Below are 12469 nucleotides of genomic sequence, written 5' to 3' on the forward strand. Positions count from 1 at the left end.
GGTACGATGCCACGTGGTTAATGGAAAACGAGATGTAGTTGACGGGCATAACACGGTATAATCAACTTTCTAGTATACCCTATACGTGATTCGGCGATCTAAGGTGCCATTCTCTCTAGAATAAGGGCTCATGAAGATAGAGGAAGATTCTTTTCGATGCGTGGGAGCACATGCCAGAAATCGCGCAGCTGTTGATAGTTTTGTAGGGCCGCCTGACGGTGAACATGAGGCGAGCGAACAGCGCGGATGAGAAGATTTTTGGGTGTATGTTCGGTTTCGATGAACTCTAGAAGCTGCACGGCATACCCTGCAGCTTCTAGGCGTGCTGCGCGCAAAACGTCGGTTACCAGACTAGTGAGGCGTTCCCGAATCACACCATAACGCAGCATGGCCTGCAGCGCTTCGGCGTTAAGCTGTTGGTAGAGTTCCTTTTGACAACAGGGAGCGGCGAGAATGACCTTTGCATTCCACTGCACCGCTTTAGCGATGGCGTCGTCTGTGGCGGTATCACAGGCATGAAGGCTAACGGCAAGGTCTATGGGAGAGTCCAGCTTAAACGCTTCTATGGAACTACAAACGAACGATAGTCCTGTCCACTGCAGCTTTTCGGCGAGTTGTTGGCAGAAAGCAACCAAGTCAGACTTTTGTTCAACACCGTATAAACGCACTTCACGCCCTAAGACCGAATGAAAATAGTGATAGAGGGCAAAAGAAAGATAGGCCTTTCCTGCCCCAAAATCCACGATATGGAGCGGCCCTTGTTTAGGGAGGTGTTTGACGATATCGTGGACGATTTCGAGAAAGCGATTGATTTGACGGAATTTGTCGTAGCGAGAGGGTACCACCTGCCCGGTCTGGGTCATGATGCCAAGTGCATGGAGAAACGGCAGATATTGGCCCTCTTGTAGGATATAGTTTTTGACGCGGTCATGCGTTAACGGGGCCGGGCGACGCTTTGTTGGGCGCGTAGTGAGCTTTAGGGTGCCATTCGGAAGGAGTACAACCTGCTCGTCACTTTGCGTGGTACGAATATTCAGCCGACCATTTGAGGCATGAAGCAGTTCAATGAGGTGCTCAACTGCGTCAAATAGGGGCAGATTACGATGGGTTACTTTTTGAAAGTTATGATAGGCGAATTGGAAGTACTTTTGAGCTTTAATCCGCACCGGGTGGATGAGGACGGAGCCGTTTGGGTCGGTGACGTTGGTACCGTCTTTCCCTCTGAGCGTAGCTGCAACAAAGAGGGCATCGTCTTCAAGCAGATTTGTGAGGTAGGTTCTGAACTCTGAGAGGGATAAGGTACGTGTGTTAGGAGGCATCTTTATCCTTTCGGAGGGCCTTAATTTGAGCAAGTTCCTCTTTCCCTCGTGCTTCTAGCTGTTTTAACCATTCCTGGCGTAGAGGGCGCAACGTTTCCACCAATATTTCGGCAATCGCTAGATTGCGAAACCACTTATGATTAGAAGGCACGACGTACCAAGGGGCGAAGGGGGTTGCGCAGTGGTTTAGGGCATCTTCAAACGCTTTTTGGTAATCGTCCCAAAGTTCCCTCTCCTTCCAATCGGCTACGGAGAGCTTCCATGCCTTTGTGGGATCTTTTTCTCGCTCGCGCAGACGTTGTTCTTGTTCTTCTTTGCTGATGTGGAGAAGGAATTTGAGAATAAGCGTGCCATTTGTAGCAAGAAGTTGTTCGAAGGCGTTTATCTGCTCATAGCGTGCACGCCATACGGTTTCCGGCACAAGCTTATGGACTCGAACGACAAGCACGTCTTCGTAGTGGGAACGATTAAAAATAACCATTGAACCTTTTGCTGGCGTCTGTTTATGAATTCGCCATAGAAAATCGTGGGCTGCCTCTTCAGGCGTCGGTACTTTGAAGGAGGCAACACGACAGCTTTGGGGGCTAACGCTTGAGAAGACGTGACGGATGGTTCCATCTTTTCCTGCGGTGTCTATCCCTTGTAATACGATGAGCACTGCGTGCGTGCTGGCGGCATAGAGCAGTTCTTGGAGTTCAGCGAGTTCTGCAAGCAGTTCGGCCGAGCGTTTTTCCCCCTCCTCTTTATCCAGTCCAGCATGGTAGGAAGGGTCTATGTCATGCAGTTGAATCTTTTTTGTTCCGTCAAGCGGTTTTAGGTAGGTCATGTGTTGTTCTCCTTTATCTGAAAGATCTCATTGAGAGCGACGGCCACACCGTCTTCATCGCAGGAGGGTACGGTGCGTTTTGCTACCGCTTTCACTTCTGGTTTCGCGTTGTCAACGGCGACTCCAAGTCCAGCCCACTGTAACATAGAGATGTCGTTCCAGCTGTCCCCGATAGCGATCGTCTCTTCGGCGGGGATCTGGAAGCGCTCGGCTACGATGGCGAGAGCTTTTCCTTTGCTTGCATTGAGTGGTAAAAACTCGAGATATTCGACGTTGCTGCGCATAACGGTGAGGCGCCCTTGGTAACGTTGCTGCATAATAGGTAGCAGCTCTTGAACGGTGGCGGGGTGGGTCACGATGATCAGTTTAGTGGGAGCGGTTCCTTTGAGTCTCTCGTAGAAGTCCGGAAGAATCTCGAAGTGGGCACCTGTTCGTTGTTGGTACAGCTCCATCCAAGGGGTATGTTCGGCCGAATAGATATGGTCGTCAAGATAGTAGTTTAGTTGAAAACGGTTTTCCCTTGCAAATGCCCGTATTTCGTCGGCGAGTTCGGGGGGGACGGTTTCATTAAGCCAGGTCTCACCGGTAATAGGATTTCGAATCATGGCTCCATTGTAGCTAATAACCGGCGTTTGTAGTCCTAGAGCCTGAACAGTTGGCAAGGTGGTTTCGTGCATTCGTCCAGAAGCGATTATGACGATAACCCCCATTTGTGCGACTTTCTGTACCACCTTTCGATTTGCATCGGACAAGACGTGGTGTGAATTCAGAAGAGTATCATCGAGGTCTATAGCGCAGAGCCGGTAGGTTGTGTTCAAAGGGTACTCCTTTCGGATGGATTAGGTAATGGAAAAAGTGGTCGTAGCAGGTCGGCCTGATGAGCCTTTGAGGCTCGTAGTAGGGAGGCTTGAGCAAATTGTTCTTCATCTATAGGGCGAAGCAGCACGAACGGATCGGACTCTTGTGAGTTAAGAAAGCGAATGAGGTTCTGCGCATCTTCGCGGACGGGACTAGAGGGATCCCGCGCAATGGGGTAGAGCGCGTTGATCGCGTGAGCCAGTCTTAAGAGCTTTAGCCCAAACATAGCGGTAAGCTGCACTGCGGGATTTGGGTGAAGAAGGCAGTTGATAAAGACTTGCATAGCCTGTTCTTTCGTGGTTGAGCCAATGAGGAGCGTTGCAGAATCTCTTCGAACAAGGCTGATGTGTTCCAGATTCGGTTCACATACTTCCTCTAAAATTAAGCGGACGACAGATAGATTTTCGCCTCCGATAGCACGCACCAAGAGCGCACGGTTTAGGAGAGGAAGTGGCAGCTCCGAGCGCAGGAATAGAAGGATTTGTGCATTGTGATGAAAGTGAGCAAGCGGTCGAGGAAGATCGGGGCGCTGTTCTAGCTGTGCGAGAGCTGAGGCCAGTTTTTGAAGGAAAGGCACAGGACTAACTGTTTTCAAGACGGCATGACGAAGCAGGGGGGCGCAACTGCCTTCACGACTAGAGGGACGATCAATAAGACGTACAAGCTGTTGGCCGCCTTCCGGATACCCAAGTTGATGGAGAAGAAGTGCTGCATAGATAGCACGAGGGCTAGGTGTTGTTGCGGATGCAGCTGTTATCAGCAAGGGGTAGGCTAGATGGTCGGCATGTTGTAGCACGTCGGTAGCCCAGGTATGAGCATGCCAGTTCTCACTTCCGAGTAGGCGAATTGCGGTTTTAAGCTTACGTGGTGTTATTGGCATCATAGAACCCAACATCCCTTTGATATGGGGTGATAACACTGTACCGCATGGTGGTCAAGAAAGCCAATAGAGAGTCAATCTATTTGCCGACACAGAAGTCTTGGAAAATACGATGGATGATCTCATCATCTACTGTTTCTCCAGTGATTTTGCCAAGAGCGTGAAGAGCCTCACGCAGGTCTAGGGCAATGAAATCGCCTGGAAGTCGTTGTCGTGTGGTAGCAAGGGCTTCTTGTAAGTGATGAACAGCCTCTTGAATCGCTTGAGAATGGCGAGCTGACGTGATCAAGACACCTTCTATGTCGGCACTCGCGGTTGTTAACTGTAGCAGTTTATCTCGAAGCAGCCCAATGTTCTCCCCTGTGAGTGCGGAGATTGAGATAATATCGGTGCAATGGGGAAACCGTTGGCGCACCTGGCTGGCAGCTTGTTCGAGGGCTTGGTTGGTAATAAGGTCTTTTTTGTTGAGGATAAAGAGAGTCGGCCGGCCTGTATGCTCCATGACGGGCAGCGGCGAGAGGGTATCGAGGGAAGAGAGATCGGAAGCATCCACGATAAAAAGCAGCAGATCAGCATGTTCTGCGGTTTTTAAGGTAAGGTCTACTCCAATGCGTTCTACAGGGTCGGCTGTAACTCGAAGGCCGGCTGTGTCGGTAAGCACAATAGGGATGCCGTTAATGGATAGCGATTCCTCTATGAGGTCTCGCGTTGTGCCAGGAATGGGAGTTACAATGGCGCGTTCCGTTTGGAGCAGTTGGTTTAAGAGAGAAGATTTTCCTGCATTCGGAGGGCCGATGAGGGCTACGCGCATGCCTTCCCGCAGAATACGCCCGAAGCGTGCGGTGTTGGCAAGGCAGATAGCTTGTTGGCAGATAGGGGCTAAACGACTCTCAAGTTCATGATAGTTGAGCTCTCCTACCTCATCACTGTAGTCAATGGTTACCTCAACGGCCGCTAAAGCACCGATGATGTCGGAACGCAAACCATGAATGACTTCAGACAGCCTGCCTTCGAGTTGATTTAGGGCTACACGACGCGCACGTTCCGTTTTCGCCTTCACGAGATCGGCAACGGCCTCTGCTTGGGCTAAATCTAATTTGCCATTAAGGAAGGCTCGCTGGGTAAATTCTCCTGGTTCTGCCAAGCGTGCACCATGCTGAGTTAGAGTTTCTAGGATGCGACTAACAATGGCACGTCCACCATGGCAAGACAGTTCCACCATATCCTCGCCCGTATAGGAGTGGGGAGCACGGAAGAGAGTCAACAGTCCCTGGTCTATGGTCTCATCTTGCGGATCAACGAAGCGTCCAAAGCGAACTGTATAGCCCGGAAGTAGAGTAATATCCTCCTTCCTCTTTCCGCGAAAAACTTTCTGCGCAATAGGTAGGGCTGTAGGTCCAGACAGGCGAACAACGGCGATGGCCGATTCGCCGATCGCTGTGGCAACAGCTACGATAGTGTCTTCTCGGTTCATTGAGAGCTTGTAACTTGTGGTTTGCAGGAATATTTACGGCTCGTGCTGAAATATAAATACGTTTTTGAGGAAGGAAGTGCATCATGCTCATTGCGCGAGGTAAGAGAGGGGTTCGTAGATTCTGGCTGATAACGTGCCTCAGTGTGTTTTTCACTCCTTCTTTCAAGAAATTGGATGTTCAGGAGACCGCTGCTGCTGATCCAGAATTAGTGTTGGTGGCATCGGGGTTCAAGTTTCCCGAGGGACCCGCTTACGATGGACAAGGAAATATCTACTGTTCAAACTGTGCGGCGGATTATATCACCAAAGTAGGCCCAGATGGGCGAGTTGAGATCGCCTATAGGGCAAACCGCACGGGTGATAAGCCTTTCACATTTCTCAAGACGAACGGTATGACGTTTTATAGAGACGGCTCTCTTTTTGTGTGTGATTTTGAAAGAAATGCAATTATACGCATCTATCCTGACGGACACCAGGTACTCGTCGTAGATCGGTGTGATGGACAGCCTTTTCGAGGGCCGAACGATCTAGCTTTTGATTCAAAGGGCTATCTTTACTTTACAGACCCTACCGGTTCTGACGCTGCGCATCGCATCGGGGCTATCTATAGAGTGGATATTGTTGCCCGAAAGGCGATAAAAGTAGCAGATGGGTTGGCTTTCCCTAACGGTTTGGCGTTTAGTGGCGATGGCAAATGGCTTTATGTTTGTGAGGATAACTTAAACCGAATTATTCGTTTTCGGGTTCTCAAGGATGGCCATCTCAGTTTACCGGAAGTGTTCATTGTACTCGACGCAGATGGGCCTGGACATCCCGATGGGTTAGCTATAGATAGGCAGGGGCACCTATGGATCGCTCACTATGGGCAGCATCGGGTATTAGAGGTTGATGGGAATGGACAGATTGTTCGTCGAGTTCAGTTGCCGATAAATCAGGGAGAGGAGGCTGCGGGACCGACGAATCTAGAGTTTGCGGGCAGCGATATGCGGACGCTTTATATAACCGATCCGGGCACCAATTCCCTTTACAAAATCCGTGTGAAAGTGCCTGGGTTAACGCTTTTTTGTGCGCCACCACATAGAGCAAAGGGAGGTTGAGAGAGATGTTTACCTGTTTGTCACCGGGGGCTATCGGAGTTCGGGTTACCAATTTAAAAGAAGCCATTGAAGCCGCTCGGATCGGTGGCTTTGAGGGGGTTGAATTTAACCCCTTCGAGGTGGCCGATCTTGAGGAAAAGCAGGGGGTGGATTACGTAAATAGCCTATTTGCCCACGCAGCTATCCGCCCCGGCGCGTTTGGGTTGCCGGTAGACTGGCGAGGTGAGGAGGCGAAATGGCGTGAAGGTTTAGCGCAGCTACCGCGCTTAGCACGAGCTGCTGCTGCGATTGGCTGCTATCGTACTGCGACATGGGTGCCTCCTGCATCGAACGAGCTAACATTTGTAGAGAACTGGCGATTTCATGTGGAGCGCTTCAAACCCATTGCCCAGATCTTGGCCGATGTAGGATGTTCTTTAGGGTTAGAGTTTATTGGTCCGGCAACTTCACGGAGAAATTACCTTTATCCCTTCATTTACACCATGGAGAAGATGCTTGAGTTGGCCGAAGCCATTGGGCCGAATGTGGGGCTGCTATTAGATAGTTGGCATTGGTATACCTCTGGTGGAACTGTTGAGGGGATACTTAAGCTGCGCAAAAAAGATGTCGTCTATGTTCACATTAACGATGCCCCCGATGGAATACCTCGTGAGAAACAAATTGATAACCGACGTGCGCTGCCTGGAGAGACAGGGGTTATTGACATTGCCAACTTTCTGCGTGCACTGCGGCATATTGGATATGACGGACCGGTAACCCCAGAGCCTTTCAAAGCCGAGTTGGCGTACCTTGCTTCGGATGAGGAGCGATTACGTACGGTTGGCGCTGCTACACGCAGCGTGATGCATCGGGCGTTCGGTGAGGAATAGGTGCTTGGGCTAGCATTTGGCGGAGCATGCCCAATGATGATAAGTGGTCTGGGGGATAGAATGGTCAGAAGGATAGATCAGATAGACCGTTTTGTGGGAGTGGTTCCAAGCTCGTAGAAAGTTGATGCGTGGAAAAACCCGCCGGCACGTTTCGCCATGCTCTGGGCGATAGTAGGGGTCGTTAAAGACTGGGTCTCCTGTTTTCGTAAAGCCGATGCATACCATAAGATGGCCGGCATCGTGGGCTTCTGCTTTGCCTTTAAGCAGATCATAGGAGACGGAAACAATTGGAGGAACGCCTGCCAGAATCCATTGTTCAAGTTCATAGATATCATGTTCAAGTTCATAGATATCACTAAAGCGAGTTACATAAGCACGGATACCAGCATGCGCCCCGGCGAAGGCGGTATTAAACGACCAGTTGCCGGTGCCGTTCCATGTTGGGTCGTAGACAGCTGCGGCTACTTCCGGCACATCGTAGGTGAGATCGGAGCGGTGCAGCTTTTTGGCCCAATAGGCTAACACCATTGCTGTACTCGTTGGACTGCACCATCCCGTGCCGCCTTCCCAACCAAGCTGTGTTTTTTCGGGTACGACCAGTTCACGGCCCCAGGCTTTTGCACAAGGTGGAAGCTCATCAAAGGAAGCCTGCGTATCAGTGGCACAAAGCGCGAGGAATGTCCATTGAGGGGGGATTACTCCCCGGTAGGTAAGGCGAAGTTGAGCTTTTGATGCCGGTTTATGCAGTCTAAGAATGTCCGTATCCATCATTCCATCGTTGTCTTGTTGACCGGCAACGCTCTGGCGAGGAAAGTATTGCGGGCTGGGTGACCAATGAGCTGCAGTGTAATAGGATGTCCAACGGTCGTGGCAGAAGGCTCGTATTTCTAGGGTTATACCTGTTTGCTGCGATATAATAGCATTCCAAGAGAGGATAAGCTGATCAGCAAGAATGGGAAGTTGTATCTGCGGTGAGACCCAACTGTTCGGTCCTGAAAGAGTAAGTTGCTGTCTCTCTACCTCAACGAAGACGGTGCCACGATATTCAGGGCTCATGTTTTTACATTATTCTCCAGCATCTTAAGAGTAGATAGACTACCACACCAGTGTGTTTGCGTCGAAGACAGGGCCTTCCCAGCATGCACGTACATAGTGAGTCCCCTGGGGTGTGTTTTGTGCGACAACGCAGCCGTTGCAGAACCCGATGCCGCATGGCATCGAAGTTTCGACGGATACCTGACAGGGAACCCTGAATTCGTTTGCGATGGTGGCAACGGTTTTCAGCATAGGGTTGGGGCCGCAAGCGTAGAGAGTACGCGGTAGGTGACAGGGCTGTTCGAGAAGGAAGCGCAACCTGTCGGTAACGAGCCCTTTTTCCCCGTGGGTTCCATCGTCGGTCATCGTATAAAGGTGAACATTAAGACGGCTAAATTCGACAATTCCGATCAGAAGGCTACGGGTACGGGCACCATTTAGCACAACAATATCGCCAACATCACGATAGGCGCGTGCGTTATGCAGCGTTTCGGCTAGAAAGTAGAGAGGAGGGGCTCCGATACCACCGGCCACAAGAATATGTTGTCTGGGTTGAACAGTATCCCACTGAAACGGGCGACCTAACGGGCCGATGATGGAGATAAAGCTACCCCTACGTTTTTGAGAAAGTCCGGAGGTAAAAGAGCCACGGGCAAGAAAAAGAATGCTAAAGGTCTCTTGAGCGCGGTCGACTCGGTAGATGCTGAAAGGTCTTCTAAGAAGCGGGGCGTAGTCTTGACCGTAGAGGATTTCGACATATTGCCCAGCTTGTGCCGTATGAGCGATCGAAGGGGCGTGGAATACCATTTCAAAAACGTTCTGCGCGATACGTCGCTTCGTCACAATCTTGGCCATGATCTCTTGCCGTGCGAGAGGGGGCACTATCGCTGATTCTTGAGTAGAGTACATGCGTTTAGTTTACCTTGATGGGAGCGTGCGAGTCAGCGTAATTAGAGAGGGCAATGTCGTAAAGTGAATCGCGTACCAACCCGATTGCGGAACAAAGAGAGTATGATTTTTGATGACCAGCTTGTCATTGACGACTTGCCAAGCTATATTACTCGGTATGTGCCAGAGGCCTGACGGAAGATAGAGGAGCAGGCGATGTAAGGGATGGGGGATTAGGGGTATTGAAAGGGTGATAGATGAGAGATTCTGCATGGCTTTGTAAAAGCCGTTCAGGAAGTCTGGCGCGGTGACTAACGGACTATTCGAGGAGGGTTCGGTAAAGGCCATCGCTTCAAGGAGAGTATGGCTGCCGTAGATGTCATCAATGTAGAGACAGATAGCCGTGTAGTTGTCCATACCGACGGCGTCCTGACGAGAGAGCCAGGATGAGGAAAAGCGTTGGGCGAGCGCAATGCGAGAGATAAGGGGAAAAATTTGAAGGTTGAGATACGCTTCGAGGTCCGCAGGAGTACAGAACGGAAGACTCGAGGCAGGAATTGTACCGTCTGTTACATCATGAGAAAGCCAGTAAAGGAAGAGGCGTTCACCGAGGACGCCATTCGCCCATGGCTCTGGGGCTGTGTAGCCGGTTACCCCAGGGAGAATATAGTGGCCGTATTCATGAGCAAGCTCACGGCACCATTCAATAGAAGAGCGTTTGGCATAGATATTGTAAATGTAAATTTGGTCTCGGAACTGTTCCCCTCCAACATCGGCATTTGTATAGTTGGTTGGTGAGAGCCAAACGGAAATCGGTTGCTGAGCTGGATGATCGAGATGGAGGTGTTTGTGGATTTCATGGTAGAGAAGTAAATAAAAAAGCCCTACTTTTTCCGCAAGTTCAGCATCAGAGCGTTCGGGAGCATAGATGCGAAAGCGAAGTGAACTATCTTCAGAGGGGGCGACATAGCCGAGAAGTTCAACATGGTACATCTGCCGATCATGGGGGTTAAAAATAGATATAGGTTTGTCGAGAGAAACTAATTTCCCAAAATCTTTTACTGTCAGTGTTTTGTCTGTTTGAAGCGAAGCACTACAGATGGAACGGTTCATGAGGCTATGGGTTGAGGAAATGGGCGGGACAGATTGTGCGTGCGTAGGTTGGGTGAGTAGAAAACAGAACCCAAGTTTAAGTAAAAATAGTCTCATTTGATGACGAAAGGATGCCGAAAATAGAGTATGAAATCGAGATAAGGTTTGAACCATGGAGCTTTCCCAACTCGAAATACGGATTGCGCGAACGCCATCCTTTCCCTTGCTGTCGAGCGCAGCAACTGAGATCATGGGATTGGCAGATCACTATAAAAATATTCGCGAGTACGAACGCATTATCCTACGTGATCCGGCTTTAGCGGCAAATATTCTCCGTGCGGCGAATTCTGCGTATTATGGGGGTGATGGAAGCCTAACCAACCTGTCGCAGGCTATCGCTCGGCTTGGAATTAACACAGTACGCTCCATATGTATTACAGCCGCCTTCCATAGTTCCCTAAATGGCAAACGCCTTCATAAACTCTTCAATCCGCAATCGTTTTGGCAGCACTCACTGGCAGTTGCTTGTAGCTGCAAAGTGCTTGCTGCGATGATTCACTATTCCGATCCGGAACTAGCTTTCATCGCGGGGCTGTTACATGATATTGGGAAACCGGCTCTCTATATGTTTTTTCCTTTACAGATGAATCTGGTTCATGAGACGGTGCAATCGGAGATCCTAACCCAATTTCAGGCAGAGTATTCCATTATGCAGTTTACGCATCAAGAATGTGGGCGGTTGGTTGCAAGCCGTTGGCAATTACCTACTGTATATCATGAAGCGATAGGGAATCACCATAACCCACTGTCCTCTGCTCATGAGCCTGATATGCTTGCCTTACTTGTGCATGTAGGCAACGCCTTAGCGCACCGTGCCGGGATAACCTGCATTCTTGGCGAACCCGACTCAGGGTACGATGAAGCGGTAGTGGCCGAACTAGATCTAGATGTAGAACAGTTCGACGCACTAGCAAGAATCATAGCGACGGAGGTTGCGAAGCTGAGCTTTTAATGGTAGAGCTATCGGTTTACATTTAAGCATCACATCAGTATACATGAGTATACATGTCAGATGTTGGTGGAAGAAAAAGCTCTAAGGGATATGAGGAGGACGAAAGGTTTTCAGCTGTGCGAGGGAGGTTGGTGGAACGATTTTGCCTTCGATAATCATCTGTTGTATGATCGCTAGTTTTTTGAGCACGCCTGGTGGAATAAGCTGTTTGGTATATCGCATTTCGCTAAGGCCAACACCACCCTCTTTCAGGCCATAAATATGCTCTCCGGGTGTGAAGCGGTTTGCTACCACGCGTTGTATGGTGTCACACACGGCTCGATCGACATGTTTGACCATGCTAGTAAGGACACGGCCAGGAGCAAGATAGTCTTGGTCTTGATCAACTCCAATGGCGAAGTAGCCTGGCCCTCGCGCTTTAGCAGCCTCAATAACACCTAGTCCAGCTTTTCCTGCGGCGTGATAGATAATATCGTCACCAGCAGCAAACTGCTGCTCGGCTTGGCTACGTCCTTTGAGAACATCGTTCCAATCACCTGTATAGGTTGCGGTAACTTTCACCGAGGGGTCTGCAGTTTCTGCGCCTGCGCGGTAGCCTGCCTCGAACTTCTCGATGAGCGGGATCTGTTGTCCCCCTACAAATCCGATTTTCTTCGTTCTACTGACAGATGCAGCGAGAAAGCCGGCAAGGAATGAGCCTTCTTGTTCTTTGAAAACGAGGCCGGCACAGTTCGGAAGATGAGGGCCAGGGTCATCTATGATGGCAAATTTCGTGTTAGGAAACTGGGGAGCCACCTGTTTTAGGGCGTCTTCCATGGCGTAGCCCACGGCAAAAACCACTTTATAGCCTTGCCGGGCCATGTTGGTAAGATTGGTCTGGTAGTCAGAAGGGCTGTGAGATTCGACCCATTTCAGAGAATCTGGAGAGAGATGCAGCTTTTGTTGAGCGCATTTAAGACCGTTAATAGCGCTCTGGTTGAAGGAGCGATCATCAGGGCCACCAACATCAAGAACCAAGGCCGCGATTTTGGGGGCAGTTGGGCTATTTGCACATCCTATACCGAGAAGGGTGCCAAGGAGGAGGAGACCGGTAAAAAGGAGATGACGATGTTGCATCGG

General features: G+C 50.1%; 12 protein-coding genes. 3 read left to right on the top strand and 9 right to left on the bottom strand.

Annotated features, from left to right (window positions below):
- Nucleotides 1-128 precede the first annotated feature (128 nt).
- The 5 genes from CCALI_RS01760 to mnmE all read right to left on the bottom strand — a co-directional run bounded on the left by CCALI_RS01760 (nt 129) and on the right by mnmE (nt 5357).
- Complete coding sequence (locus CCALI_RS01760; RefSeq protein ID WP_016481753.1) at nt 129-1319, bottom strand: class I SAM-dependent methyltransferase; 1191 nt, start codon at nt 1317-1319, stop codon at nt 129-131.
- Entirely contained in the window at nt 1309-2145 is an 837-nt protein-coding gene (locus tag CCALI_RS01765) for a PPK2 family polyphosphate kinase (protein WP_016481754.1), read from the bottom strand. The genes CCALI_RS01760 and CCALI_RS01765 overlap by 11 nt, the downstream gene beginning before the upstream one ends.
- Nucleotides 2142-2963 carry a Cof-type HAD-IIB family hydrolase gene (locus CCALI_RS01770; RefSeq protein WP_016481755.1) on the bottom strand — a complete coding sequence of 274 codons (822 nt, stop codon included), beginning with the start codon at nt 2961-2963 and terminating at the stop codon, nt 2142-2144. Before CCALI_RS01770 ends, CCALI_RS01765 begins: the two co-directional genes overlap by 4 nt.
- Entirely contained in the window at nt 2960-3886 is a 927-nt protein-coding gene (locus CCALI_RS01775) for a hypothetical protein (protein WP_016481756.1), read from the bottom strand. Before CCALI_RS01775 ends, CCALI_RS01770 begins: the two co-directional genes overlap by 4 nt.
- A gap of 76 nt (nt 3887-3962) precedes the next feature.
- A complete protein-coding gene (gene mnmE / locus CCALI_RS01780) occupies nt 3963-5357 on the bottom strand; it encodes a tRNA uridine-5-carboxymethylaminomethyl(34) synthesis GTPase MnmE (RefSeq protein ID WP_016481757.1) in 1395 nt (464 codons plus the stop codon).
- Nucleotides 5358-5440: 83 nt separating this feature from the next.
- On the opposite strand from mnmE, the gene CCALI_RS01785 reads away from it, so the two are divergent.
- Both CCALI_RS01785 and CCALI_RS01790 read left to right on the top strand, forming a co-directional pair.
- On the top strand, nt 5441-6454 hold the full coding sequence (locus CCALI_RS01785) for an SMP-30/gluconolactonase/LRE family protein (RefSeq protein ID WP_016481758.1): 1014 nt from the start codon (nt 5441-5443) through the stop codon (nt 6452-6454).
- Nucleotides 6455-6459: 5 nt separating this feature from the next.
- Nucleotides 6460-7323 carry a sugar phosphate isomerase/epimerase family protein gene (locus CCALI_RS01790; protein WP_016481759.1) on the top strand — a complete coding sequence of 288 codons (864 nt, stop codon included), beginning with the start codon at nt 6460-6462 and terminating at the stop codon, nt 7321-7323.
- A 9-nt stretch (nt 7324-7332) separates the two neighbouring features.
- Here the strand turns inward: CCALI_RS01790 and CCALI_RS01795 are convergent, their stop codons facing one another.
- From CCALI_RS01795 to CCALI_RS01805, 3 genes are read right to left on the bottom strand one after another with little or no spacing between them, the layout of a single operon-like run.
- Nucleotides 7333-8379, bottom strand: a complete 1047-nt coding sequence (locus CCALI_RS01795; RefSeq protein WP_016481760.1) for a C39 family peptidase — start codon at nt 8377-8379, stop codon at nt 7333-7335.
- A gap of 39 nt (nt 8380-8418) precedes the next feature.
- The gene (locus CCALI_RS01800) at nt 8419-9267 is read right to left on the bottom strand and encodes a dihydroorotate dehydrogenase electron transfer subunit (protein WP_016481761.1); all 849 of its coding nucleotides are present in this window, start codon (nt 9265-9267) and stop codon (nt 8419-8421) included.
- 9 nt (nt 9268-9276) lie between these two features.
- Nucleotides 9277-10239: a hypothetical protein gene (locus CCALI_RS01805; RefSeq protein WP_155850445.1), complete on the bottom strand. Its 963-nt coding sequence runs from the start codon at nt 10237-10239 to the stop codon at nt 9277-9279.
- A 271-nt stretch (nt 10240-10510) separates the two neighbouring features.
- Here CCALI_RS01805 and CCALI_RS01810 point away from each other — a divergent pair, with 271 nt between their 5' ends.
- Nucleotides 10511-11350, top strand: coding sequence for an HDOD domain-containing protein (locus CCALI_RS01810; RefSeq protein ID WP_016481763.1), 840 nt, complete (start codon nt 10511-10513; stop codon nt 11348-11350).
- An 81-nt stretch (nt 11351-11431) separates the two neighbouring features.
- On the opposite strand, the gene CCALI_RS01815 is transcribed toward CCALI_RS01810, so the two are convergent.
- On the bottom strand, nt 11432-12466 hold the full coding sequence (locus CCALI_RS01815) for a BMP family lipoprotein (RefSeq protein WP_016481764.1): 1035 nt from the start codon (nt 12464-12466) through the stop codon (nt 11432-11434).
- Between the last annotated feature and the right edge of the window lie 3 nt (nt 12467-12469).

It is taken from the genome of Chthonomonas calidirosea T49 (assembly GCF_000427095.1).
Classification (GTDB): domain Bacteria; phylum Armatimonadota; class Chthonomonadetes; order Chthonomonadales; family Chthonomonadaceae; genus Chthonomonas; species Chthonomonas calidirosea.